This is a genomic window from Roseivivax sp. CAU 1753 (genome assembly GCF_054482575.1).
Map to the genome: position 1 here is coordinate 21,120 of NZ_JBTLRF010000015.1, position 25,562 is coordinate 46,681.

At 58.6% G+C, this 25,562-nt stretch carries 27 protein-coding genes; 10 read left to right on the forward strand and 17 right to left on the reverse strand.

Features of this window, described 5'->3' with window-relative positions:
• Positions 1-289 precede the first annotated feature (289 nt).
• Positions 290-1,636 (reverse strand): FliI/YscN family ATPase, encoded by a 1,347-nt coding sequence (locus ACXYMN_RS18735; RefSeq protein ID WP_459015490.1) that lies wholly within the window; start codon positions 1,634-1,636, stop codon positions 290-292.
• 98 nt (positions 1,637-1,734) lie between these two features.
• Between ACXYMN_RS18735 and ACXYMN_RS18740 the strand changes: the two genes are divergently transcribed.
• The 9 genes from ACXYMN_RS18740 to ACXYMN_RS18780 are packed head-to-tail and all read left to right on the forward strand — an operon-like array spanning position 1,735 to position 6,301.
• Positions 1,735-2,106 carry a FlgB family protein gene (locus tag ACXYMN_RS18740; protein WP_459015491.1) on the forward strand — a complete coding sequence of 124 codons (372 nt, stop codon included), beginning with the start codon at positions 1,735-1,737 and terminating at the stop codon, positions 2,104-2,106.
• A gap of 11 nt (positions 2,107-2,117) precedes the next feature.
• The gene (flgC, locus tag ACXYMN_RS18745) at positions 2,118-2,510 is read left to right on the forward strand and encodes a flagellar basal body rod protein FlgC (RefSeq protein WP_459015493.1); all 393 of its coding nucleotides are present in this window, start codon (positions 2,118-2,120) and stop codon (positions 2,508-2,510) included.
• 29 nt (positions 2,511-2,539) lie between these two features.
• Complete coding sequence (gene fliE, locus ACXYMN_RS18750; RefSeq protein ID WP_459015494.1) at positions 2,540-2,827, forward strand: flagellar hook-basal body complex protein FliE; 288 nt, start codon at positions 2,540-2,542, stop codon at positions 2,825-2,827.
• A 3-nt stretch (positions 2,828-2,830) separates the two neighbouring features.
• Positions 2,831-3,100, forward strand: a complete 270-nt coding sequence (locus ACXYMN_RS18755) for a flagellar biosynthetic protein FliQ (RefSeq protein WP_459015496.1) — start codon at positions 2,831-2,833, stop codon at positions 3,098-3,100.
• Positions 3,101-3,103: 3 nt separating this feature from the next.
• Entirely contained in the window at positions 3,104-3,811 is a 708-nt protein-coding gene (locus ACXYMN_RS18760) for a flagellar hook-basal body complex protein (protein WP_459015497.1), read from the forward strand.
• Between the two features lie 18 nt (positions 3,812-3,829).
• The gene (gene flgG / locus ACXYMN_RS18765; protein WP_459015498.1) at positions 3,830-4,615 is read left to right on the forward strand and encodes a flagellar basal-body rod protein FlgG; all 786 of its coding nucleotides are present in this window, start codon (positions 3,830-3,832) and stop codon (positions 4,613-4,615) included.
• Positions 4,615-5,034 (forward strand): flagellar basal body P-ring formation chaperone FlgA, encoded by a 420-nt coding sequence (flgA, locus tag ACXYMN_RS18770; protein WP_459015500.1) that lies wholly within the window; start codon positions 4,615-4,617, stop codon positions 5,032-5,034. Before flgG ends, flgA begins: the two co-directional genes overlap by 1 nt.
• Positions 5,031-5,762: a flagellar basal body L-ring protein FlgH gene (gene flgH / locus ACXYMN_RS18775; protein WP_459015501.1), complete on the forward strand. Its 732-nt coding sequence runs from the start codon at positions 5,031-5,033 to the stop codon at positions 5,760-5,762. The genes flgA and flgH overlap by 4 nt, the downstream gene beginning before the upstream one ends.
• Positions 5,763-5,770: 8 nt before the next feature.
• Positions 5,771-6,301, forward strand: coding sequence for a flagellar basal body-associated protein FliL (locus ACXYMN_RS18780; protein ID WP_459015503.1), 531 nt, complete (start codon positions 5,771-5,773; stop codon positions 6,299-6,301).
• A 34-nt stretch (positions 6,302-6,335) separates the two neighbouring features.
• Here the strand turns inward: ACXYMN_RS18780 and ACXYMN_RS18785 are convergent, their stop codons facing one another.
• From ACXYMN_RS18785 to ACXYMN_RS18840, 12 genes are all read right to left on the reverse strand, one after another.
• Positions 6,336-6,746 carry a hypothetical protein gene (locus ACXYMN_RS18785; protein ID WP_459015505.1) on the reverse strand — a complete coding sequence of 137 codons (411 nt, stop codon included), beginning with the start codon at positions 6,744-6,746 and terminating at the stop codon, positions 6,336-6,338.
• 8 nt (positions 6,747-6,754) lie between these two features.
• Positions 6,755-7,840, reverse strand: a complete 1,086-nt coding sequence (locus ACXYMN_RS18790) for an EscU/YscU/HrcU family type III secretion system export apparatus switch protein (protein WP_459015507.1) — start codon at positions 7,838-7,840, stop codon at positions 6,755-6,757.
• A complete protein-coding gene (locus tag ACXYMN_RS18795; protein ID WP_459015508.1) occupies positions 7,840-8,616 on the reverse strand; it encodes a flagellar biosynthetic protein FliR in 777 nt (258 codons plus the stop codon). Before ACXYMN_RS18795 ends, ACXYMN_RS18790 begins: the two co-directional genes overlap by 1 nt.
• Positions 8,613-10,631 (reverse strand): flagellar biosynthesis protein FlhA, encoded by a 2,019-nt coding sequence (gene flhA / locus ACXYMN_RS18800; RefSeq protein WP_459015533.1) that lies wholly within the window; start codon positions 10,629-10,631, stop codon positions 8,613-8,615. Before flhA ends, ACXYMN_RS18795 begins: the two co-directional genes overlap by 4 nt.
• 905 nt (positions 10,632-11,536) lie before the next feature.
• The gene (locus tag ACXYMN_RS18805; protein WP_459015510.1) at positions 11,537-13,681 is read right to left on the reverse strand and encodes a hypothetical protein; all 2,145 of its coding nucleotides are present in this window, start codon (positions 13,679-13,681) and stop codon (positions 11,537-11,539) included.
• Positions 13,678-14,547 carry a flagellar motor stator protein MotA gene (gene motA, locus ACXYMN_RS18810; protein WP_459015511.1) on the reverse strand — a complete coding sequence of 290 codons (870 nt, stop codon included), beginning with the start codon at positions 14,545-14,547 and terminating at the stop codon, positions 13,678-13,680. The genes ACXYMN_RS18805 and motA overlap by 4 nt, the downstream gene beginning before the upstream one ends.
• Positions 14,548-14,590: 43 nt before the next feature.
• Positions 14,591-15,706: a flagellar basal body P-ring protein FlgI gene (locus ACXYMN_RS18815; protein ID WP_459015513.1), complete on the reverse strand. Its 1,116-nt coding sequence runs from the start codon at positions 15,704-15,706 to the stop codon at positions 14,591-14,593.
• Positions 15,703-16,707, reverse strand: coding sequence for a flagellin (locus tag ACXYMN_RS18820; protein WP_459015514.1), 1,005 nt, complete (start codon positions 16,705-16,707; stop codon positions 15,703-15,705). The genes ACXYMN_RS18815 and ACXYMN_RS18820 overlap by 4 nt, the downstream gene beginning before the upstream one ends.
• 9 nt (positions 16,708-16,716) lie before the next feature.
• On the reverse strand, positions 16,717-18,126 hold the full coding sequence (locus ACXYMN_RS18825; protein WP_459015516.1) for a FlgK family flagellar hook-associated protein: 1,410 nt from the start codon (positions 18,124-18,126) through the stop codon (positions 16,717-16,719).
• A gap of 35 nt (positions 18,127-18,161) precedes the next feature.
• Entirely contained in the window at positions 18,162-19,463 is a 1,302-nt protein-coding gene (locus tag ACXYMN_RS18830; RefSeq protein WP_459015518.1) for a flagellar hook protein FlgE, read from the reverse strand.
• A gap of 148 nt (positions 19,464-19,611) precedes the next feature.
• Positions 19,612-20,445, reverse strand: coding sequence for a flagellar motor protein MotB (locus tag ACXYMN_RS18835; protein WP_459015520.1), 834 nt, complete (start codon positions 20,443-20,445; stop codon positions 19,612-19,614).
• Between the two features lie 116 nt (positions 20,446-20,561).
• Positions 20,562-20,963 (reverse strand): c-type cytochrome, encoded by a 402-nt coding sequence (locus ACXYMN_RS18840; RefSeq protein WP_459015521.1) that lies wholly within the window; start codon positions 20,961-20,963, stop codon positions 20,562-20,564.
• Positions 20,964-21,253: 290 nt separating this feature from the next.
• Here ACXYMN_RS18840 and idi point away from each other — a divergent pair, with 290 nt between their 5' ends.
• Positions 21,254-21,793 carry an isopentenyl-diphosphate Delta-isomerase gene (gene idi / locus ACXYMN_RS18845; RefSeq protein ID WP_459015523.1) on the forward strand — a complete coding sequence of 180 codons (540 nt, stop codon included), beginning with the start codon at positions 21,254-21,256 and terminating at the stop codon, positions 21,791-21,793.
• A gap of 162 nt (positions 21,794-21,955) precedes the next feature.
• On the opposite strand, the gene ACXYMN_RS18850 is transcribed toward idi, so the two are convergent.
• The 4 genes from ACXYMN_RS18850 to ACXYMN_RS18865 form a co-directional block, all read right to left on the reverse strand.
• Positions 21,956-23,722, reverse strand: coding sequence for a PHA/PHB synthase family protein (locus tag ACXYMN_RS18850; RefSeq protein WP_459015525.1), 1,767 nt, complete (start codon positions 23,720-23,722; stop codon positions 21,956-21,958).
• An 85-nt stretch (positions 23,723-23,807) separates the two neighbouring features.
• The gene (locus ACXYMN_RS18855; protein WP_459015527.1) at positions 23,808-24,992 is read right to left on the reverse strand and encodes an acetyl-CoA C-acyltransferase family protein; all 1,185 of its coding nucleotides are present in this window, start codon (positions 24,990-24,992) and stop codon (positions 23,808-23,810) included.
• Positions 24,993-25,205: 213 nt separating this feature from the next.
• Entirely contained in the window at positions 25,206-25,394 is a 189-nt protein-coding gene (locus ACXYMN_RS18860; protein WP_459015529.1) for a hypothetical protein, read from the reverse strand.
• Between the two features lie 26 nt (positions 25,395-25,420).
• On the reverse strand, positions 25,421-25,562 hold a 142-nt coding region (locus ACXYMN_RS18865; protein ID WP_459015535.1), incomplete at its 5' end, for a 4Fe-4S dicluster domain-containing protein.

The following is a 25,562-nucleotide window of genomic DNA, read 5'->3' on the forward strand; positions in this document are numbered from 1 at the left end:
TAATTTCTTAAGATTTTATTGTGTCCAATGTGAAATAGGTTGTTGTATAACGCAAGTTTTGAAGTAAAATTAATTTCGTTTGCGCAGAGTCTATCTAATAAAATATTAGCGCAAAAGCGAGCAGTTGATCAAATCCTAACGCAACTTCAGCACCGCCAACCGGTTGCAGTGGCAGTGGCAAGAATGGATCGATGGAATTTTCAACGCCGGGGGAAGGCATGTCGGTGGGGTGCCAGAATTTTCAGATAGATGACAACCATCTCGACCCACTCCGCCGAAGAATGGCACCTTACGCTGCCGGGGTAACAGCGCGCTGTGCCTGGCTGCGTCGCAAAATCAGGTTCAATCGATCAAAACTGTCGGCGACGCGCGTGCCACCATCCGATCCAACAAATTGATCGAGATCGGCCCAAGCCCTCACCGCCTTGTCGAGAACCGGATCGCTACCCTCTTTGTAGAGACCGGCACGGATCATCGTTTCGGCTTCGGTATACGCGCCGATGAGTCGGCGCGCTTCGGAAATCAACGCGTTCTCCGGGGCACTGGCGGCACCTGGCAGGGACCTTGATACCGATCGAAGCAAGTCGACGGCAGGGAAGCGCCCCCGCTCGGCAATCTCACGCGAAAGGACCACATGGCCGTCAAGGGTGCCTCGAAGGATATCCGCGATGGGTTCTTCCATGTCCGACCCGGCCACCAATACCGTGAAAACCGCCGTGATATCGCCCTGCCCCTCGGCGCCAGGGCCCGCACGTTCGCAAAGCGACATGATCTGCTGTGCCGTCGATGCCGGATAGCCACGCAAGGACGGCAGTTCCCCCCCAGCCAACGCAATTTCGCGATGTGCGTCGGCAAAACGCGTGATTGAATCTGCAAGCAACAAGACCCGTTTGCCATCATCGCGAAACTGCTCTGCCACAGTCATGGCAGCAAAGGCGCACCGCCGCCGTTCAAGCGCGGAACGGTCCGAAGTCGCCGCGATCACGACCGAGCGTGCCATGCCCTCGGGGCCAAGCACGTCTTCCACGAAATCGCGCAATTCCCGACCCCGTTCGCCGATCAATGCCAGCACGACGACATCGGTATCCAGACGCTGCGCCAGACGCGCCAGCAGTCGCGATTTGCCGACACCGGAGCCTGCGAAAAGACCGATTCGCTGACCTGTGACGAGGGGAAGAACAGTGTCGAACACGGCCTGACCCGTTGCAAGACGCGGGCCGAACCCCCGCCGTTGCGCGGCCGGGGGCGGGTCCGCGCGATACGGTCTCGAAGGTCCTGCTGCTGGTGCGGGTTTGCCATCAAGCGGACGACCGAAGGAATCGAGAATCCGGCCGACCCAGGCCGGTCCGGGGGTGAGCAAGGCAGGACCCAACCGCAACACCCGGTCTCCACGCATGATCCCGTCGCACCCGGCTTCCGGCATCATCGCCACACTGTGCGCATCGATCCGCAGCACCGAACCTTCAGATTGGCCAGCCCGCCCCGACAGCCGCAGGCGATCGCCGATCGACACCGACCGTCCGAGTCCGGTGACATGAACCAGTGTCCCGTCCACACGCAGCACCCGCCCCATGGGCGCGCAACTGCCAAGCCGTCCGATTCTATCCTTGAGGTCATTCAGGGCCAAAGGTTGCATCGCGGTCGCTCCGTTTTTCTTCTGCAAACCCTTTCTAAACGAATCGCGGTTAAGCCTTGGTTGAAGATGATGAGGAGACCGCAAACATGTACCAGTCATTGACCCTGTTCCGCACAGCGGATGCCTTGGCGCGGCATGCAGGGCGTGCACAGGCCGCGACGGCGCAGAACCTCGCCAATGCCGACACGCCCAATTACCGCGCCATCGCGATGCCGGATTTCGACGCCGCAATCGCCGGCGCGCGCGGTTTCGACCTGAGGGCCACGCGAAGCGGGCACATTTCAGGGCGCCTGGCCGGTGCACCGGCGGATTATGTCGTAAGCGACCAGGCCGTCGATCCGAATGGCAACACGGTCTCGATCGAATCCGAGATGGTGGCCGCCGCGGATGCCAAAGGCACGCATGATCGCGCTCTGGCAATCTATCGCTCCGGTTTGTCCATTTTGCGCGCCTCGATCGGGCGCGGTTGACGGAGGACGGCATGAGCGACTTTTCCGATGCCACGAAAGTCACCGCAAGCGCGCTGCGGGCGCAAGCCGGTCGTCTACGGCACCTGTCCGAAAATATCGCCAATGCGGACACCCCAGGATATCGGCGCAAGACCGCCAGTTTCACGCAGGAATCGGTATCGGGCGGCAATCTTGACAGCGTCGCATTGGGGCGGACCCATCTCGATCCCACGCAGCTGACGCGTGTTTTCGAACCTGACCACCCGCTCGCCGGTGCGGACGGATTTTACGAAAGCTCGAACGTCGATCTCCTGATCGAAATCGCCGACGCACGTGAGGCGCAGCGCAGCTACGAGGCCAATCTCAAGATGTTCGAACAGACGCGCGAGATGCGCCGCGGATTGTTCGAGCTCTTGCGTCGTTAACCCCAAAAACCGCAGGACAGGAGACCAGAATGGACGTCCGATCCCTCTTTGCCGCCCAGAGTTACGCGGCAAACCGACCCGCAACAGAGCCCGATGCCGAAAGCGCACCCGCGCAGTTGATCAGGGATGGCGTTGCGGATTTTGCGACGACGCTCGCCGAAGCCGAAAAAACCGCGCAATCCGCAATGATCGGCGACGCGGACCCGCACGCTTTGGTCACAGCGCTCGCGCAATCCGAGCTTGCGGTCGAGACCGTGGTCAGCGTTCGCGACAAGGTTGTCGAAGCGTATCAGGAAATCCTGCGGATGCCGGTCTGAACGATGCTCGACGAAGGCATATTCTTCGACACGCTGCGCCAGGGGCTTTGGGTCGCCACGATCATCTCGGTGCCGATTCTCGGCGTCGCTCTTCTTGCCGGTGTCGTGGTGGGGTTGTTTCAGGCCCTGACATCGATCCAGGAAATGACGCTGACCTTCGTGCCGAAACTCGGTGCCATCATCGTGGTGTTCTGGATGTCGATGAGCTTCATGACAAATACGCTCGTCGCTTTCTTTCAGGGCCAGATTTTACCTATTATCATAGGCGGTTAGACCATGTCTGCATCAGGATACGCCACCATCACCCGCATGTCTGGGCTGGCCCGGGAAATGCGGGTTGTGGCCAACAACATCGCAAACGCGAATACCACCGGGTTTCGAGCCGAACAGGCCATCTTTTCCGAGTTCGTAAAGCCCATCGACGATAGCAGTCTGTCCATGGCCACCGCCCGGATCGGCCATTCCAAACTCACGCAAGGCACTCTCGGTCAGACCGGGGGCCAGTTGGATTTCGCCATCGAGGGTGACGGATTCTTTCAAGTGGCGACGGCAGATGGCGTGCGGCTGACGCGGTCGGGGGTTTTTGCCGCGACACCCGATGGCACGCTGGCGACCATGGATGGCAATGCGGTCCTGGATAGTGGCGCGTCGCAGATCGCCATCCCACCCGGTGCGGAAATAAAGGTTTCTCCGGATGGCACCATGACGGCGGATGGGCGGGCCGTGGCGGAACTGGGCCTCGTCCGCCCGGTCGATGCCAACAGGATGATCCGTATGGGTAGTCAGCTTTTCGACCCCAATGGCGAAATCGAACCCGTCGCGGACCCGAGAATACGGCAAGGCTTTCTCGAAGCATCTAATGTCGAACCCGTTCACGAACTGGCCCGGATGATTGAAGTCAGCCGTGCATACGAACTGGGTCAGAGCTTTCTGGAAAGCGAAAACGATCGCCTTCGAGATGCAATCAAGGCGATGTCCCGTTAACTTCGAAAGGAACACCATATGCGTGCTTTGAAAATCGCTGCAACAGGCATGTCCGCACAACAGATGCGGGTCGAGGTGATCTCTCAGAACCTCTCGAACATGTCCACGACCGGTTACAATGCGCGTCGCGCCGAATTTGCCGACCTGCATTACGATCAGGTGGCACGGCCCGGCACGGTCAACGCGTCCAACGGTACGGTTCTTCCGACCGGTATCCAGCTCGGGCTCGGCGTGCGACCGTCGGCGGTGACGTTCGAACCTGCCCAGGGCTCCTTGTCGGGCACGGGGGGCGATTTGGACGTCGCCATCGATGGCGATGGTTACCTTGAAGTCATCCTTCCCTCTGGGCAATCCGCCTATACCCGCGATGGTGCGCTGAAGCGCGACGCCGATGGGCTGGTCGTCACTTCGGACGGCCTGGCGATCGCGAATGATATCGTCATCCCGCCCGAAACCCGTTCGATCTCGATCAACGCGAACGGCGAGGTCTGGGGATATTTCGATCTGGGGGGCGAGCCACAGGTCCTTGGCGAGCTTTCGTTGTCAGGTTTTTCCAACGTGAAAGGCCTCGAAGCCATTGGCGGAAATCTGTTTGTCGAGACCGGTGCGTCCGGTCCCCCGATCATCGGCGAACCCGGAACCGAAGGTCTGGGAACGCTGAGGCAAGGGTATCTCGAGGACAGTTCAGTGGATCCTGTGCGCGAGATAACCGATTTGATCGAAGCTCAGCGCGGCTATGAGCTGAATGCCAAGGTCTTGTCCGCTGCGGATCAGATGCTGGGCGCAACCACGCAGGTTCGGTAATGCGTGTCGCAACCATCCTGCTCTCATGGCTGCTGGCGCATTCGGCCATGGCTGACGTGGTCGTCGCAACACGTCCTATCGCCGCGATGGAAATCATTTCATCCAATTCGATTGTTCTCAAAAACGGGACGGTTGATGGCGCTGTCGGCGAACTTGATGGCGCACTCGGTCGCGAGGCGCGCGTCGCGCTATATCCCGGCCAGCCCATCCTTGACAGGCATTTGTCTGCGCCCGCAATCATCGAACGCAATGCGCATGTCCTGATAGTCTTCAACCTCAACGGCCTGGAAATCGTCACCGAGGGACGATCGCTCGGACGGGGTGGCGCCGGAGACCGCATTCGGGTGATGAACCTGGCCTCCAAGGCGACGCTTTACGGAAAGATTCGTGATGACGGCAGTGTTTCGGTGTCGCGATGAGATGTCGTGTTGCAGTGTCACTGTTGTTTTTCGCAACACTCATATCGTGCGAGAGCGTGAAGCACGTGGGGCGACCGCCGGAATTCACCAACCCCGGTGCCGGAGACGAGCATCGGGCGATGATGTACTCGATGGTGCAGGAACAGTATCGCTCCGGGCCCCAGCCAGATGCCGCATCGCTTTGGAATAACGGGCGTCATTCCCTTCTGGGCGACCGACGGGCGGAAGGCAAAGGCGACATACTCACCGTTGTGATCGAAATCGACGAAAAAGCCGAAATTTCAAACTCGACCTCTCGGGCCCGCAGTGGGTCAGAAAGCCTTGGCATCCCGCAACTCTTTGGCTTGCCGCAACAAATCGCTGAGGATCTGCCGCTTGGGGCCACAATCGATCCGGCCATTTCAATCGACTCCAGCAGCGCGTCGGGCGGTGACGGGTCGGTCCGCAGAAACGAAAAACTGACCTTGCGCGTGGCGGCGACGGTCTTGCAGGTCCTGCCGAATGGAATTCTGCAAATCTCAGGCTCGCAGGAAGTCCGGGTAAATTTCGAGATTCGCGAACTTCTGGTGACGGGGTATGTGCGCCCTGCGGATATCAGCCGCCTGAATGAAATCACTTACGACAAAATCGCCTCTGCACGCATCTCCTACGGAGGGCGCGGACAGATCACCGACGTTCAGCAACCCCGTTACGGTCAGCAAATCCTTGATATCGTCACTCCATTCTGAGGTCTCCAATGAAATCGCTGCTACTGCCGTTATTGTTGGCTGTGTTCGGAACCGGGACCGGAATTGGTGCAGCCAAGTTCCTGGAAACGGGCAAGACACCCGAAACTGTCGCGGATTGCCCCGTGCCTGAGGATCACGACGAGAACGTGGCCGAAGGCACCGATCTCGAAGCGGACCATGCCGTCGAGGAAAAGATGCGCGACGCCGAGAAGCTTCCCGCAGAATACGTCAAGATCAGCAACCAGTTCTTCGTGCCCGTCGTCGAAAACGAACGCGTCACCGCAACGGTCATCTTGTCCATTAATCTTGAAGTTGCGCCAGGCGGGTCAGATCTTGTCTTCAGCCAGGAACCTCGGCTTCGTGCCGCGTTCCTGCAGGTGTTGTTTGATCATGCCAATACCGGGCATTTCGGGGTCGGTTATACGAATACCGCGTCACTCGACCTGCTTCGACGCAATCTTCTGACGGTTGCACAGCGATACAGTGACAACCAAGTGCGCCGGATTTTGATCACCGAGATTGCGCGGCAGGCAGCCTGAAAAGCAGTGGCGGTCGACCGGACGGGCGATCCGGTCAGTCCGAAGGATCGCGGCTCCAGAGGAGTTGCGCCTGAAGTTGCGCGTTCGCTTTCCTGGTTTGCAAACGTCGATGCATTTCGTCTTCGCGATCCTTCAATCCTTCCAGGGCGGCATGTCTGGCAAGGTGATATGCGGCCCGCTCGGCCAGCTGCGCCTGTAGAACGCGAGCACGCGCAATGTCCTGGTTCAGCGTCGCGCGGCGTTGCCCAAGCCACGTGGCCCATGCCGGATCCATGGCGCTGACCCGGCGTCCGGCGTCCTGTCCCTCGTATTCGATAGCCGCCCGCTGCAAACCGGTGATCCGCACGGCTTCGTCGCGCGCCGAGTCCTCGGCGATCTTTGCATCGCGCAGACGGGCCAGCGCATCGATTTTCTGCAGTTGCGCCAAGGCAACGAGATCGCCCACCCCACGCTTCATCCGCGCGCCCGCGCCTTGGCGCGCATTTCTTCGGAAAAGCGAATGGCCGCAGCAACCGCACGATACAGGTCGGGTGCGATTTCCGCGCCGATCTCGACGGTGGCATGCAGGGCGCGTGCCGTCGGGGGATCCGATTTGATCGGAACCGACGCCTTTTCGGCGACCGCCCTGATTCGCGCCGCGACCTCGTCGACGCCTTTCGCCACACAAATCGGCGCTGCCCCGGGTTTTCGCGACCATTTGAGCGCAACCGCATAATGGGTCGGGTTCACGACGATGACGTCCGCCTTGGGGACATCTGTCATCATCTGGTTCATCGCGATCTCCTGCGCGCGCTGGCGCCGCAACTGCTTGAAGGTGGGATCGCCCTCCACCTCCTTGAATTCGTCCCGCATATCCTTGTGGCTCATGCGGTTTTTCCTGTGGTGTTCAGCGGTTTGCCAAAACGCATCGATGGTGCCGATCGCCATCGCGACGAGTAGAACGAAGCTCAGAAACCGCACCATCAGGGCACCCAGTCGTTCGGCGATTTCGCCAGGAGAAACCGTGAGGCTTTGCAGGATAGACAACCGCTCCGACCAAATCACAAGTGCAAGGCAGCCCGCGTAAATGGCCAGTTTGGCGAAACTTTTTACAAATTCGAAGAGGCCACGTCGACCGTACTTGTTCTTCGCATTGGCGATAAGCGAGATGCGATTGAGCTTGGGCGCAAGCTTGGATGGGGTAAAGATCAATCCTTTCTGTGCAAACAGAACCGCAAGGACCAGAATCGCCGGGATCAGAAACAATGGCAAAGCGGGCAGTACACCCCGTGCGATGATCCCACCTGCCGACGCCGTGGACTGACCGCCGAATATGAGCGGAACCAAGCGGTCAGGGTGTTCGATGAACGGCAGCAGCGACTCGGCACTTCGCTGCGTCAGGTCCTTGCCAAAAAGAACTGCGCAGCCGAGGACTCCGCCATAAACCGTCGCGGTCAGTAGATCGGGCGATCGCGCGATTTCCCCCTTTTTCCTGGCCTGCTCCAGCTTTCGTTCAGAGGGGTCGTGCGGTTTGTCACCGGATTCGGCATCGTCCGACATCAGCGATACCGACCGAACGGATTGGCCAGGACGGCATCTACCGCGTTGATCCAGACCTGAAGCAGGTAAGGGGCCGATATGGCGAGCATGGAGATCGCACCGAACGTGATGAGCGGCGCGCCGACAAGGGCCACCATCAGTTGCGGCATGGCACGATTGATGACCCCAAGCATCAGATTGTAGAGTACGGAGATCAACACGAAGGGTGCGGCAAGAGTGAAGGCCAGCACGAATGCGTGCGACACCGCGCTTCGACCCCATTGACCCAGCGATGCAGGATCCGGGAACGCACCGACCGGCATAAGGTTATACGAGAGTATCAGCAACGACACGGCTTTCACGTGCATGCCCGTGAGCATCAGAAGCGCGAGACCGGCCATTGTCAGAATATGTCCGATGGTCGGCATCGGCTCGCCCGCGGCACCGCCCAGAAGTTGAGAGAGGGACGTCGCTTGCGCCGCTATGGAGCCTGCAATCTGCAAGGCCATGACCATGAAACGCAGCGCAAGGCCCAAGGCGAGACCGGCAATGGCCTCGGTGAAAACCAGAAGACTGATCGAACCCAATGACGGTTGCGGCAATGCCTGGTCCGTCATGATCGCAGGCGTGGCGATTACACAAAGCGCCAGCGCCAAAGCCAACCGAATGCGCATCGGCACAGTTTGTTCACCCAGCCCGGGCAAGACCGACATGACAGCACCCGCGCGCAGAAAAACCACCCCCCCTGCCCACAATGTAGCTGTGGACAACCCCATGAGCGCCTCGATTCCAGTCACGCCGCAACCGTTCCGACCAGCGAGGGGCGCGCCTCGATACCGATTTCTTCAAATGACAGGACCGGACTCTGAACGCCCTTGGCAGACAGGATCGTTCGCAAAAACCTTCGTCGGCGCGCAGAGGTAACCAGCGCGGGAAACACGCCGCGTTCATGAGCTGCACCGAATTCCGATGCGACGCGATTGGTCAGCGTCTCGAACGCGTCCGGCGGAAGCGCTACGTCAAGACCCACCCCGTCACTGTCGATTTGATATGTGCGAAACACCTCCTCCCAGTCCGGAGCAAGCTGGATGAGGGGGATGGATCCATCATCCCGCTTGATGCCCGAGATGATCTGAAAACCGAGTTTTTGCCGGACATGTTCGCAGATCGCTTCGGGCGGCAACTTGGTCGAGCGCATCTCGGCAACGGCTTCGAGTATCAGGGGAAGGTTGCGCACCGACACCTGCTCTTCGAGAAGCAATTTCATGACCGCAAGCAAGGTATCGATCTGGACCTTTTCGGGGATCATCTCATCAAGCAGGCGCTTGTTGGCGTTGGCGCGCCCATCATTGGAAAGCTTGACCAGCTCGTCCAGGATCCGTCGCAGAGACTTGAGCGTCATCAGGCGACCGAAATTTCGCTTGATCGTCTCGAGGAGGTGGGTTGCCAGAACTTCGGCAGGGTTGACGATTGTCGCGCCTGAAAGCGCGGCATCCTCTTGATCGTGCGACCGAATCCACCGTGCAGGCGCGCCATAAACCGGCTCTTTGACGTCTTCGCCAGAAGGGAGGCCCGCCTGGTTGTCCGGCATCAAGGCGAGCAGGAGATCCGGGTGAAGCACGCCGCGCGCCACCTCAACGCCATGCAGCCGGATCGTATAGGTGCCGGGATTCAGGGCAGCGGCATCCGTCAGTCGGATCTCGGGCATGATAATGCCGAAATTCTGTGCAATATGCGTCCGCATATTCTCGATCCGGACATCGAGGCCCGTGGCTGGATCCAACACCATGTTGACCAGGTCCGGGGCAAATTCGAGATGAATGTCCTCAAGATCAAGCACATCGCCGATGGACTTCGATGGTGTAACTTCAGTCGCTTCGGTCGGCACGTCCTGAGCAAGTGCATTCCGCCGTGAGACAAATAGCGCAGCGGCGCCCAACCCTGCCCCCCCCAGGATGAAGGGCATGAAAGGCAGACCCGGCACAAACGCGAAGAGGCACATGAGCAAGGCAACCGTGGCCAGCGCGGCTGGGTGGCGGCCAAGCTGACCGAGAAGCGCCACATCTGTCGCACCGATTGCGCCACCCCGGGCCAAAAGCAATGCCGAGGCAATGGAAATGATGACCGCGGGGATTTGCGAAACCAGTCCATCGCCAACCGTCAAGATCGCATAGGTTGAAAAGGCGTCGCCCGGGGCCATCCCATGCACGAACACCCCCATGGCCAAGCCCATGATCAGGTTGAGTAGGGTAATGAGCAAACCCGCGATCGCGTCGCCCTTGACAAACTTCGAGGCGCCGTCAAGCGATCCGAAAAATGTCGTCTCCTGCAACTCGCGTTCACGGCGTGCCTTGGCTTCAGCATGATCGATAGCGCCTGCCGACATGTCACTGTCGATTGCCATCTGCTTGCCAGGCATGCCGTCGAGCGCGAAGCGCGCGCCCACTTCGGCCATACGAGCCGCACCTTTCGTTATAACCGTGAAATTCACGATCAGCAGAACGCCGAATACGACAAGTCCGAGAAACAGGCTTCCCGACATCACGAAGGATGCAAAGCCTTCGATTACATGGCCGGCGGCATGCGGTCCTTCGTGTCCATTGCCAATGATGAGCTTGGTCGATGACACGTTGAGCGACAATCGCAGCATGAGCGCAGCGAGCAGGACAGTTGGGAAAGACGAAAAGTCCAGTGGACGCTCAACGAACAGGGTCACGGTGAAGATCAGAATTGCGAGCGCGAAAGATGCTGCAAGGCCGATGTCGAGAATGATCGCCGGCATCGGCAATATCATCATTACGATGACAGCCATAAGCGCCACAGCCAAGATCACGGTTGGCTGGAAGAACCAGTGTCCGCGGCCCGTCACGGCAGGATGCGCCCGGTTCGTGCGGGCAGAAAGCCTGCGTGTGATCGATTTGGCCAAGGCACCAATGAAGCCCCGTTTGGTCCTGAGTTCGACCTAAAGCGTGCCGCCGAGACGGACGCTGGGGCCGGTGCCTTGGGCGCCGAGACAGGTAGCGGCTCTAGGTCAGCGCGAATAGTAGCAAAACGGGACAGATAGCGTTTTGCGTACTCTGGAGTCCGGCTATGAAACGCTCCGACTGCTTTCGTCAAGTCACCGAATTTCTGATGCAAACCCCCTGGAAACCGGGCCGCATAGCGGGCATTTTCATCCGGGTCGAACATCTGATCAAGTGAAGTAAACGCTTTATGGTGCCATCTATAATTGATCTGAAAGCACCCCACGTCGAAATTCCGTGCACCAGTTTCAAGGCTTTCTAGCGCGAACGCCAGTGCTTGACCTCGAGTCTGAAACCACCGCCCGTCACCTGCCCTGTTGACGGTCCATGGCCAAGGACGAAGCACTTTATCCATGCTGCGTCCGGTCTCGGTGCGCGTAAAGGACAACATAACGTCGCGTGGAATTTCGAAGTCCACCGCCGCGCGCCCGGCAGCACCGTCACAATGCCCCGCTATGGCTTCCGAAGCGCGAAGGGTTGATGGAAAGAGAGCCAAACTGGCCGAAATCCACGCCAACAAGTACTGCAGAAGAATTTTTGAACTTCGATCGCCTAACTTGTTGGCTTCTGACAGGGAAGTATGCACGTCGGATTCTCCGAAACGCTGCGGGTGATGCAAAACAGCGCGCTCCCCACTTTTTGCAGACTTCTGTGAGCGCAAGGTTAACGAATTCACGTTTTTCTTCTAGAAAGACTATTCCTGTGGCGACAGCGAGGTTTCGGTGAGCAGGTCGTCAAGACTTGTCCGTGCTGAAGCGCTTTTACCCAAAAGGTCTTCGAAGCTGTCAAGATTGGATTCATCAAGCTCGCCAGGTGCATTCTGTATCAGTTTGGAAGCCTCTGCCCACGGACCATTTTTCTGCGCGAGAAGCCCCCAATCCTCTGCCAATACAGCAATCATCATTTCTTCATCTGAAGACCCCAACGCATCGTAGCTCGTGGAGAGAAATTCATAATCTTCCATAGCGGCGCGTGCCGATCGGCGGATTGCTAAGGCGTCTGGGCCATCCAAAGAGATCGCAATCAATTCTGCCTCCGTGAACTGGCCCGTCGCCAATGCAACTTGCGCTTCCAGTAGTTTTCGGCGTCGGAGTAGTCTTGGGTCCGAGACGGCCTCGACCAGTGAGCTAACCGGGCGGTCCAGGCCCAGATCGAGAGCACGATCTGCGATGTCGAGTAATTCCTTTTCAGGAAGTACGTGCCCATCTTCGACCGCATCCCGGAAAACGAAGAAAAATCGTAAAAAAGCTGCTTCATTTGCGTCCGCCAAGCTGTCTATCATCGATTTCTTGATCAATGCACTGGCTTGATCGATGGTCAAAAGCCCATCTTGAAGGCTGCTCTCAAATACTTCGCGGTACTCCCCAGCTGTCAACATAGCCGACAATTCAGAAACGCGCGCTCGAACCGCGTCCTCTGTGCCAGTTCTTTCGGTTCCAAGCGCAGCGACAAGTGGCGCAAGGGACGCCGCTTCTTCGCGAGATTCAGATGTTTCTGCAAGCGTCAGAATTGCATCCAATGCGACATCTTCACTTCTGGACCCCGATAGTTCTTTGAGTATTGAGCGATTAGATGGAATTTTCATATCTAATCTTGGCATAACAGCGGTATCTCCGGGGACCCTCCCATCGAGTGCTAGATCAGCTTCTATTCCAGTTAGAAACTTGGCAAGGTCATTTTCTCGGGCAACTGCAAAGAGGAACGGGGCGATTTGTTCTTGCATTGGAGTGGGTAACGTCTGAAAGGCACGTCGGGCGGCATTTTGATCTATAAAGTCTGCCTCAAAGTTTTTCGACATGAGCGCCCATAGATGAGCTTGCTCACCGCATCCCAGCCGCTTGCTAAAAAAATTTGCATTGTCGATCCCTGACTCCACGCTATCCGCGAGAGCGAAGAGAATTTGGTTCTCGGGTATCGAAAATTGTCTTAATAACGCCTTCGCTTCTTGCCCCCAACCCAATGAAATATAAGATTTTGCAATAGTCGCGACGGAAGCGTTAGAAACATTTCCGTCCAGCGCCACTAACCTCTGTCTGCTTTGGCTAAGTGAACCATAGTTTCCATTGGCGCTAGAGAAATCTGTGAGTTTTGCAATCCACTCACAGTCTCCTGGGAGTTTCTCAACATTCTGAAAAAGAACCTTAGCATCAGTTTGTACCTTTTCCTTGATAGTAGCTATGGCGTCATCACCATCCAAATGGTTGGGCGTTATCGCACCATAAACCATTGCGTCTTCAAATTGAGACAACAGACTTCCGGCGGCGGTCAAAACAGAGTGATTTTCGATCGCCAGCATATTTGGATTAATCTCATTTTCCACTTCCTGGGATAGTGACTGCGCAAGCGACCTATTCGCCCAAGTTGTCAATTTAAAAGTATGATGATCTTCCAGACTTGGTCTTTTGGAAGTAGTTGAAGTGACCGATGATCCCGCAAAAAGCGGTACAGCAGGACCAGTGTACTTTTCTGGTGGATCTTTTGGGCCATTAAGAATGTCCAGAACAAAATACCCCGCGGGTAGGTTCGTGGATACCAATTCACAATCGCATTTCAGGGTTAGAGCGAGATCTCTATCATCTACTATACTTACGGATTTAATCTTGCTGCGGTCTATTCTCGCAAAAAATTCTGATAGATCTAGTTTCTCAAGGTTTGCGTCGGCTGAACGCACAATCCGCAGTTGGTTTTCTTGCGCCTTTTCAAGCAACCAGCTTCCCGGTTTAGGTTGCTCAATAACGACGCGCGTAAACGCTTCATGCTCCCCTGTATAAACCTCTAGCGATTGTGCCGCTGCCGAAACGGGACAGAGCAACGCGACGAGAGCAACTAAAATTTTCATGCGGCTTGATCCTTTGCCGACCGCAATGCTTCCTCAACTTCAGAGAAGCTTGGCCGCATGTGATCAGGCGCGTTTTGACGTCCCACTTCGATGCAGATGTTCGCAGGATGATTGTGCAGATTGGCAATTAGAACTTCGCGAATGAGCTGATAAAAGTGCCTATCCTCTTCAACAACCGCGCTGACTTTTCCAGCGAAGGGGCCGACAAGGCCATAAGCTAAAAAGACGCCAAGGAACGTGCCCACCAACGCCCCCCCAATTAGTTTTCCCAGCACTTCGGGCGGTTGATCAATCGAACCCATGGTTTTTATGACACCCAGCACAGCGGCAACAATTCCTAGTGCTGGCAGACCATCTGCAACCGTTTGAAGTGCATGGCTTGAATGCATAGCCTGTTGCAATGTTGCTTCCATACGTTTGTCGAGTACTTCCTCGACCTGGTGCGGATCGTCATAATTCATTGAAACTGTTCTCAGCGTATCGCAAATGAGTTCAACGGCTTCACGATCTTTCTGAATCTTGGGGTAACGCCCAAAAATCGCTGATTCCTCTGGGTTTTCAACATGAGGCTCGACAGCGACGGGGCTTTGTCGTGCCAATCGAATCAACTCAAACAGCAAGCAGAGCAAGTCGCGATAGTCCGACTGATCCCACTTTGGACCCTTAAATACTTTTGCGATGTCTTTCCCAGTGTGCTTTATCGCAGACAAGTCATTTGCGATGAGGAACGCGCCCACGGCAGCTCCTCCGATCATCATCATCTCAAACGGCAGAGAGTGTAGGATTATCCCCATTTTTCCGCCGGCAAGAATGTAGCCGCCAAAAACCATGGCGAAAATAACGAAGATTCCAATGAAGCCGAACATTTTGGTTGCTCCAATCTAGGCGAGTGGTTGCGTCTTTGGACGCCTACATCACCACAAGTTCTGCATGCAGCGCGCCGGCCGCTTTGATGGTCTTAAGGATGTCAATCATGTCTCGAGGCGGCACACCCAAAGCGTTGAGACCCGCGATTACCTCTGACAGACTGGTGCCCGCGAGTACCTCTGCCAAGCCAGGCCCGAGATCCTCTTCGATGGCCGCTTCAGACCGTGGAACAATGATTGTGTCGCCCTCGGCAAAGGGATTTGGCTGAGCAACAACAGGGGCTTCCTGAATGCGCAGTGTCAGATTTCCTTGGCTGACCGCGACACGCGAAATGCGTACGTCGTGACCCATAACTATTGTTCCAGACCGCTGATCCACGACAACTCGTGCACGTCTTTCGGGTGCCACAGGGATATTTTCAATTCTCTGTACTGTATGCGCCGTGGACCGACTTCTGATCCGACTGAGGTCAACCTTGACGGTGCCTGAGTCCAACATTAGTGCCGCATCCTGGCCCAGTGACGAATTCACCGCGGCTTCGATCCGGGCGGCAGTCGTAAAATCGGCCTCACGAAGTGCAAGAGTGATGTCTTGCAGCGACGCAAAATCAAACGCAACTTCACGCTCAACTCGCGCGCCTGCCGGGATTGCGCCGGACGTCGGAACACCCTTTGTCACGACAGCTCCTTCGCCTTCTGCGGTCACCCCGCCAGCGATTATCGTCCCCTGCGCGACGGCATATATCTCCCCATCCGCAGCATTCATTGGTGTCATGATAAGAGTGCCGCCCAAGAGGCTTTTTGCGTCGCCAATTGCGGAGACTGTCACATCGATCTGGTTACCTGTTCGCGCAAAAGGCGGGAGAACTGCCGTTATCATGACGGCAGCCACGTTCTTGGGTCGAAACTGTTCGCCCGTTACGTTGACACCCAGCCGTTCAAGGATGTTGGCCATGATATCTTCGGTAAATGGCGCGTTTCGCAATCCATCTCCGGTTCCGTTCAAGCCGACGACCAGCCCGTAGCCAACAAGGTCGTTCCCGCGAACGCCTTCGAACTCGACCAGATCCTTGATGCGGACTTGCTGGGCGTTCAACGTGCCAACTGCGAGAAACACTGCTAGTAGTCCTGCCAAGATTCGCGCGCAGGCAAGAATCATCGCATCACCTCCAGAAACGACATTCGACGCGCCGTAAGCGTGACGGTGTATAGGCTTTCCAATTGGAATTGCGCTGCTTCAAGCTTTGAGGCGTCATCAAAGGCATCGGTGCCGACCAATGAAAGCCGCATTGCGTTCGCGGCCGCAATCTCGGCTGAAATCCGGGTGGAACTCGCATCAATCTGCGCTTCAGTGGCACCAAGATCCGCCTGCAGTGACGTCAGGCCGGCTTGTGCACCAATCATCTGCAGACCTGCATCCGTCAACAAGGAGGTCTGATCAGTCGGGGACAAGGCAAGGTCGGGGCTTGTCGCGACGATCGCAGTTGCCAGCGCCTTCAGGCCCGAACGCAGGCGACTGTCGTCTGCACGCAAGTCGAGTGATATTTCAGTATCGTTCCCCAACCTCATGGGTGCCAACGTCGTTGCGCTGCCTTGATAGCCATCGGTTTCATAGCCGCCACCCGGGTCGTCAAACCACGCGTCGAGCCGCGCGGCGACTTCAGTGGAGTCGGTCGCACCGACCAACGCGGCTTCGATTGACGCCATGAATGTCGTGCTGTCGGCCATTGCCGGACGGTCGGTTGCAGTTCCACCGAACAGACTTCGTCCGGCGCTTCGGGTATTAAGCGCTGACAAGGTGGCATCAAGCGCATCGCGTGCGCGGTCGGACATCGTTGCTCGTTCGTCGGGTAGAACAAGAAGGTCCGCGCGCAGCATATCAGCCGCCCGAGGTGCCCAGATCGAATCCAGCGCCGACAAGGTCGCTTGCTGTGCGGTGATCCGAATTTCGGCCTGTCCCGTCAACTCGCGTGCGGTATCGAGCCGCGCCAGGTCCATCACCAAGGCGTTCAGTCGTGATGTATCACCCGAGAGTTTTCTTGCCGAGTCAGCCGCGACTCCTGTGGTGAGTTGCTTGCCGAAGCGATCAATCTGGGATTTCAGGAAGCCTTGACGTGTCTGTTGCACAAGCGATTGCGCAAGATCTCCGATGGATTTCATGACGTATCCTCAAATGCTTAATAGCTGGTTCATCATCTCGTCAACGCTGCGCAGTATCTGCGCGTTCGCCGCGTAGCTTTGCTCAATTTTCAACAGACGTTGCAGTTCGACATCCGTGTCGACGCCGCGTGTGAATTCGATCTCTTTCAGTGCGGTATTGCGCGATGTAACGCGAGATAAGCTGTCTTCAGATCGGATCCTGTTCGCGTCCAACGTCGATGCGAATGACGATATCTGGCCCATTGCAGAGCGCGCGTTGCCATCAAGCGTAGGGTCAGATGGCACGAGCAATGCGGTCAACTGGCTCGACAGTCCGTTGAGCAGCGTGCCATCGCCCACCTCACCCGGCATTGCGGCACCGAGACCATCGCGAAGGCGCCAGACGTCGGAGCTTCCTGATGCGACAGCAGGGTTCCACGTGATTCGTTCTGACAGACCAGAAACCGGAGGCGCACCAGGAACGGTCCCCAGCTCCGAGAAAAGGCCGATGTCGCCCGGATTGAGAGTCGAATCCGGCCCACCAGCGCCGAAGCGCTCGATCAGGTCATATGCAATCGCATCGAGGCTTGCCTGCGCTGAAGGCAAAGTGTCGTCGCGCGCCTGAAACTCGGCGGACAGGCTGCCACCGGCAAGAGGTCCGGTCTGAGAGGATGAAACAGGTCGACCATTGATCGACAAGCCACCCAGAAGGCCGTTCGCCCCGGTCATGTGTGACGCTATGACCGGAGTGGGTGTAAACCCGATATTGGCCGGGGAATCATCAACCAATACAGCGCCGTTGGTGGTATAGAGCGCGATACCATTGCGGTCTCGACGCGCGGTATGAACCGGTACGATCGTCGCGATTTCATCGACCACGCTTTGGCGTTGATCCAGCAGGGAGGCGGACTCTATTCCACCATGTTTCACCTTGGCGATCGCGTTGTTCAACGCTGACGTTTCCTGTAGGAGTGCGTTGAGCCGTTCGACCTGTGTCGCGATCGAGCTGTCTGCATCGCTTCTTGCAGATTGAACAGATGCAGACGCGCTTCGCATGCCGATTGCGAGGTCCATGCCCGCTGCGGCCACCGAGTTGAGCCGTTGTTCCGATGCCGGATCCGCTGCCGCCGACAGGAGCGCGGTGTCGAATACCGACATCAGGTTCTGCAGGGATCCCGCTTCGTCCGCGGCACCCGATAGTGCGCTGAGGCCCTGCGCATAGCTCTCGGTCGTTTGCGCAAAGGCTGTTTCGGCATCGGACAGTCGCCGGTCGGAAAGCAGGACCGGGTCGACATTGCGTTGGATCTGGTCGCCGACGATTTCGCGCCTGGCGTATCCCGGCTCGGACGCGTGGGAAATATTCGATGCGACCACATTGGTCGCATGCGTGTTCCGCGCAAGGCCCAGAAGGGCATTGTTGATGGCTGCGCTCATCGACATGGATCAACTCCGGCTTGGGGCCTTGGCGCGTGGCCTTAGCGTTTGATGTTCGTGGTTTCCTGCAGCATCTCGTCCACTGTCTGGATGACCTTGGCATTCGACGAATAGGCCCGTTGGGTCTGGATCAGCTGGGTCAGTTCGGACGCCACGTCGGTCGTGGATTCCTCGCGGGCGTAGGCCACGATGTCTCCGGTCGGTCCATCAGCCGCATCCCAGAGAAAGAAACTGCCGCTTTCGAACGAGGGCGCGTAGACCTGATTGTCCATCGGTACGAGGCCATTCGGATTTGGCACATCGACCAGCGGCACCTGGTAGATCGTGCGCGTGATCCCGGTATCGAAGAACGCGTGAACCATCCCGTTCTCGTCTATTTCCACCGAGGTCATGTTGCCCACCGGAGAGCCATCCTTGGAGATGTTGAGCGGTGCGAAGCTGTCCGACAATTGAGTGATGCCGTTGCTGGCCCCAAGCTCTCCAATGGTGATCTCGATCGGCCCGCCTGCGACAGTGACGATCAGCGAGCCCGTAACAGGATCATAGGTGCCGCCCGAGGTCGTGTTCACCGAGAGAAGCGTGCCGCCACTCGCGCGCGAATCGTCGAAGGCGAGTTCATATTCGCCGATGACCGTGCCCGGGGTCGCACTGTCTTCGATCGTCATGGTCCAGGTATTCGACGTTCCCGTTGCCGGAATGGTCGGGGTGTAGGTAATCTCGAGCGTCTCGGAGACGCCGAGGTTGTCGTAATATTCCACAGACAGCACCAACGGATCGCCCGAGGACCCGGCCAGCGTTTCGGTCGCGGGAAGGTTCAGGCCCAGGGTGACCTGCGTCGTTGGTTCGCCCGAGAACTGGTTCACGTTGATCTGGACAGGTTCGAGACCTTCGGACGTGTCACGCGGATAGGTGCTGATCGAGCCATCCGGCTCTGCTGGCCAACCCATGAGCATCAGACCCGTGCTGGTGACGAGGTAGCCATTCTCGTCGGTGGTGAAGGATCCCGTCGTGGTCAGCATCATCTGCGGATCGCCGTTGCCGGCCTGAACTTCCGAGGCACTGGCAACCGGCAGGAAGCCGCGCCCGCGCACCGCCAGATCCGTCGGATTTGATGTCGTGACAAGCGAGCCGTTCTGGTCGATCTGGTAACTGGTCGAGGTGTTCACCCCACCCGCAGTGTAGGTACCGCCGGCGTTCGACATCACGACGGAATGAAAATCCGTCTCGGCCTGTTTATAGCCGTAGGTTTCAGAGTTGGCGATGTTGTCCGAGATGGTTCCGAGCTGGCTGGCGTTCGCAGCCAGCCCGGACACACCGGCATTCAAGGATGATGAGATCGTCATGGACGGGCCTTTCTGCTCTGTCGCGTCGAGGCCTTCCTACCGCGCGGACCTTTAAGGTCTGGCTAACGGCTAAAATCCTTCACATACTTTTTCTTCAATTCCGCCATCTTTCTGCCGAAATCCCATGGCTCTGGCCCGACCGAGAGGATCAGCGCAGAAACACAATCTCGATCCGGTTGTTGCGGGCATGGGTCTCTGCGGTCCGGTCGGCCTGACGGTCGCCATGGGCCGTAACGCGGCGAATCTTGCGATCGTGCACTCCGTTCTGGCCCAAACGCTCCTGCACGGCGTTGCTGCGGGCCTTGCTCATCTCCCAGGCCGGATCCTTGGCAAGCACCAGGGGGAAGCGCCTGACATGAGAGCCGATCGCCAGTTCGTTGGTCACCAGCGCGCTCATCTCGGAGATGAGCCAGAGCAGGTCATCCAGGGCCGGCGCGATCGTCGCCTCATCCTCGAACAGCGGTGCATCGGGCAAATCGGACAAGACGAACACCAGGCCTTCATCGGTGATTCGCGTCGAGATGTGCGGCATGAGCGCGTTGCCGTCGGTGCTTTCCACCACGCGGTCCAGAAAGACCCGTTCGACATCCGAGAACTGCGCGTCCATCTCGGAGCGCACGCCCTCATCCGACGAGTTTTCGCCGCTGGCGGTCTGCACCACCGGCTGAAAGCTCGTGGCACCGGTGCCGTTCTGCGGCAGCGTGTCCTCGGAATAGACAGAGCTGCCTTGCATGGCGCCAGAACCACCGCCGGAAATCTTGCTGATCGACACCGTCGGCGCGAAGTAATCGGCCAGGCCCTTGCGCTGTTTTTCGGTGGTCGCATTGAGCAGCCACATGAGCATGAAGAAGGCCATCATTGCGGTCACAAAATCCGCATAAGCCACCTTCCACGCACCGCCATGATGGCCGCCACCCTTGATGACTTTCTTACGCTTGATAATAATCGGCGCAGCGTTGCTGCCCGAGCTGCCATTCGACATCTCACCCACTCCTTTTCCACCCAGGAACAGGTTTAGCCTTCGAGGCTTACCAGAAGCTGAACGCGGCTCGGTGAGATACGCGTCATTCGTCGTGATTTTTCAATGGATTTATATCTTTAGCGCTCAAGGCTCTGAAGATAACGATAGACCGCGTCACCACCTGAATCGAGCCGGAACGCCATGCGGGCCCGCGCTGTGGGGTCGCCAAGGTATGTCTTCAGGTATTCCGTCGGATTGTGCAGGTAGGCGACAAACTCGGCCTCCGACCAGACCAGCCCCAGGTCGCGCGCGGAGCGCATGGAGGCGGAGTAGTTGAACCCCGGCTGAGTGCCCGCAGGTCGCCCCGCGACACCATAAAGGTTGGGTCCCACACGACCGCCAAAGACCAGTGTCTGGCCCTCGGGCGTCACGACGGAGTGACACGCGGCGCAGCGCCGGAACAGCCGCTCTCCGTCCTGCGCGGCGACCGGGCCGGAAAGACATGTCAGAACAACGAGCAAGGGGCGAAACCAGGGCATCTGATCCTTTTGGTCCCGGGGGTAATGTCTGGACTGTCCAGCCGGATCCGCAGCGCAATATATCACAGTGGCATGCGGCTGCATGGGCAATCGCATGCCATGTCCGGACGCAGACTCACTTTGCCGCGATGCTATTGTGTGTATGGCGATGAACCGCGGTCCCCGGTTTCGACGCTTGACCTTGACGCCATAGCTCACCAAGACACGGACCACCCGGCGCCGCCGTGCCTGCGCCGGATTGGCCTGCAAAACCTGCGCCGCCGCGCGCGCCTCATGCCGGAGACGCATGCATGACGACCCTCATACCCGCATGGGACAACGGTGTCCTGAAGCCACTTGAGAAACTTGAGGTCCATGAACGCGGCCTGCGACACAAGGCCATTTCGGTTTTCGTGATGCGACAGGACTCAGTCCTGCTGCAACGTCGGGCGCTGGGCAAGTATCACACGCCCGGGCTCTGGGCGAATACCTGTTGCACGCATCCCCACTGGGACGAGGCACCCGAGGTTTGCGCCACCCGGCGTCTGGCCGAAGAGCTGGGAATCACCGGCCTGACCCTTAGTCATCGCGACCGCATCGAATATCGCGCCGATGTCGGCGGCGGCATGGTCGAGCATGAGGTGGTGGACCTTTTCACCGCCGAAGCGCCCGAGGACCTGACTATCGACCCCGACCCGGAGGAAGTCATGGCGATCGAATGGATGCCCCTGTCGGCGCTGCGCGCGCTGATCCGGGTGGCCCCCCAGGATTTCACACCCTGGCTGCGCATCTATTTGGCAGAGCACGCTGCGCGCATATTCCCGAACGACGGTTTGCTGACGACGAAATAGCAGCCGGTCACGACGGATTGGAAATGATCGCGGCGCGCTTCCAAGGCCAGCCTGACGACATTCCGTGCGCCGTCGCATAACTCCAGGTGTACCCGGTGGAACGACTGCAGGACGGCTGTCATCACCGTCCTGCACATGGCCGGGGTGCAGGCTTGCCCGCTGTCAATGGGTCAGCACGTAGGAACCCGGAGCGTCCTCGATGACCTTCAGTTTACCCTCGCCGGGCACACGGGCGGGGACTTGTTTCGCCCGGTCCTTCGCCTCGAGCCATTCGGCCCAGGCAGGCCACCACGAACCGTTGGTATGGGTCGCGTTCGCTAACCATTCCTGCGGGTCTTCGGGGCAATCGTCGCCGGTCCAATAGCCGTATTTCTCGCGCTCGCCGGGCGGGTTTATGACGCCCGCGATATGACCCGAGCCGCCGAGCACGAACTTGACATCGCCGCCCAGCAATTGCGTGGTCGGATAGACCGACGTCCAGGGCGCGATATGGTCCTCTTTCGTCGCCAACACGAAAAACGGCGTCTTGATCTTCGAAAGATCGATCCCGGTACCGTTCAGCGTCAGACCGCCCGGTTGGCGCAGGGCGTTACGCAGATAGATCTGCTCGAGATACCACAGCAGCATTGCCGCCGGCAGACGGGTCGAATCCGAATTCCAGAACAGCAGATCGAACGCCGGGGGTTTCGACCCCATCAGGTAGTTCATCACATGAAACGACCAGACCAGATCGTTCTCGCGGATCATCGAGAACATGTCCTGCATGTGATGCCCTGCAAGATGTCCGGTCTCGGCCATATGTTCGCGCAGGACCTTCAGGCGGTCTTCGTCGATGAAGACGCCGATCTCGCCGACATCGGTGAAGTCCACCATTGTCGCGAGAGTCGTGGCAGACGCGACCCGGGTATCGCCCTTGGCCGCCAGATAGGCCAGCGTCGCCGTGACGAGGATTCCGCCGATGCAAAAGCCAAGGATGTTGATCTTCTTCTCGCCCGTGGCCTCGCCAATCGCATCCAGCGCCGCAAGCGGGCCCTCGTTCATGTAGTGCTCAAAGCTCTTTTCGGCGTGTTCCGGCCCCGGATTGACCCAGCTGATCACGAACACCGTATGGCCGCGCTCGAGCATGTAGCGGACAAGGCTGTTCTTTTCGCGCATGTCGAAAATATAGTATTTGTTGATCCAGGCCGGCACGAACAGGATGGGTCGCTTGTGCTGGGTCTCGGTCAAGGGATCGAACTGAATGAGCTGCATCATGTCGTTCTGGAAAACGACCTTGCCCGGGGTGGTGCCCAGATCGCGGCCAACCACGAAAGCGGTCGGGTCATTGGTGGCGATGTCCAGCCGACCGTCGCCGCGTTCAAGGTCGTCCAGCAGGTTCTTGAACCCGTCCAGCAGGCTCTGGCCATCGGTTTCCAACAGCTTCTTGCGGGCCTGCGGATTAAGAGCGAGGAAATTGCTCGGTGCCAGCGCGCTGAGGATCTGGCGGGTATAGAATTCGACCCGCAATTGCTCTTTCGAGCCCTTGGGGAAGCCGCCGAGGATTTCAGACACGACATCTTCCATCGCCAGATGTACATCCCGGCACACCCGCGCGATCGGGTCGTCATTCCAGGCGCTGTCGCGGAAACGACGGTCCTTCACGGCGCTGTCCGAGCCTTTCCAGCCGGACATCCAGAAGTCGGCCATCTTGGTGAACGCCGATTGCTGGATCGCCACCAGATCCGCCGGACGCGCCGCCATAGCCATCGCGACCTTGGCATAGGCCGCCATCACCGAAGAGGAGTCGACGATCGAGAAATCGCCCCCCGCCAGCTTGGTCGCCGATGCCTGCGCCGCCCTCTGGAACAGCTCCTGCGCGCGCTGCATGACACTCCAGTATTCGGTCATTCGATCCATGAACTGTTCGGATGTCTGCGGTGTCGTCGGCATGTCGGTCGCTCCTGTCGTGACTGCTGGCCCGCAATCCGGGCCGCGATAGGGGGCCCCGCCATCGGGCGAGACCCCCGGGACGTGTTCAGTTCAGGCGTTCGATGGCCAGCGCGATGCCCTGACCGCCCCCGATGCACATGGTGATCAGGCCATATTTGCCATCGATGCGATCCAGCTCGTGCATTGCCTTTATGGTGATGATCGCACCGGTCGCGCCGATCGGGTGGCCCAGGGCGATGGCACCGCCGTTCGGGTTGACCTTGTCGGTGTCGAAGCCCAGTTCCTTGTTCACCGCGCAGGCCTGAGCGGCGAAGGCTTCATTCGATTCGATGACGTCGAAGTCACCGGCTTGCATGCCCAGCTTCTCCAGCAGCTTGGTGACCGCGGGAACCGGACCGATGCCCATGACTTCCGGGCGTACACCGGCATGCGCGTACCCCAGAAGCCGCGCGCGCGGCTTCAGTCCGGCCTTCTCCGCCGCACCCGCCGACGCGAGCACAAGAGCCGCCGCACCATCGTTCAGGCCGGATGCGTTGCCTGCCGTGACAGAGCCGTCCTTGCGGAACGCCGGGCGCAGCTTGCCCAGGCTTTCCAACGTCGTCGAGGCCTTGCCGTGCTCATCCGTGTCGAAGGCCACCGTCTCGCGGCGCACCTTCACGTCGATAGGCAGGATCTGGCTTTTGAAGCGGCCCTCGCTGATGGCCTGGGCAGCGCGGCGCTGGCTTTCTGCGGCGAATGCGTCCTGGTCGTCGCGCGAGATCTGGTGTTCGTCCGCCACGTTCTCGGCGGTGACACCCATGTGACCACCACCGAAGGGATCGCTCAGGGCGGCGATCATCATGTCGGTCATGGACAGGTCACCCATCTTCTGGCCGAATCGGGGCGCATTGCTGGAAAACGGCGACCGCGACATGCATTCCGCGCCACCGGCCAGGGCAAAATCGACATCGCCCAGCATGATGTGCTGTGCAGAGGACACGATGGCCTGCGCGCCCGATCCGCAAAGCCGGTTGACCGTCAGCGCGGGTGCCTCGTTCGGCACTCCGGCGTCGACGGCGGCGGCCCGCGCCAGATACATGTCGCGACCTTCGGTGTTGATCACATGGCCAAAGACAACATGGCCGATCTGGCTGGGATCCACGCCGCTGCGTGCGATCGCTTCTTTCGAGACGGCCGCAGCCAGTGCGCTCGGCGCGTGACCCGCCAGCGATCCGCCAAAGGTACCGATGGCTGTGCGCACACCGTCGAGAATTACGACGTCATTTGTCATGGGAATTTCCTTTTTTGTTACTGTCCATCAGGCAGGAACACCCTGCCCGACCGTTGATCCTGCAATGTCGTTCAGCACGCGCGAGTCCCGGATGGGGTCCATGATGTGCAGATATCCACCGCCGTCAACGTCGCATGCGCTTTCGGTTCCGGCAGACCCCATCGGCCATCGCGCCCGGTCTCGGACACCCCCCTGTCCCGGTCGTCTGACGGCCTACCCGGGGGCCGCGGCCCGCCGCGCGCTGGATGTGGTCCGGGCAACGGCCTCGTTGATGTGAACGGCGGTGTTATCGCCCGACGCGCGGTCAAAACGTCCGATGTAGGCCTCGGTGACGGGGTATGGGAATGCCGCCGCAATTCCGATCTCGAGATCCTCGATATCGCAGCCGTTCAATTCGGTCATGGCTTTCTCCTCGCCGGTGATCGCGATCACATATTGGGGTAATTTGGTCCGTCGCCGCCTTGTGGGGTGGTCCAGACGATGTTCTGGGCGGGGTCCTTGATGTCGCATGTCTTGCAGTGGACGCAGTTCTGGAAGTTGATCACGAAGCGCGGCCCGGTGCCGTCCTGG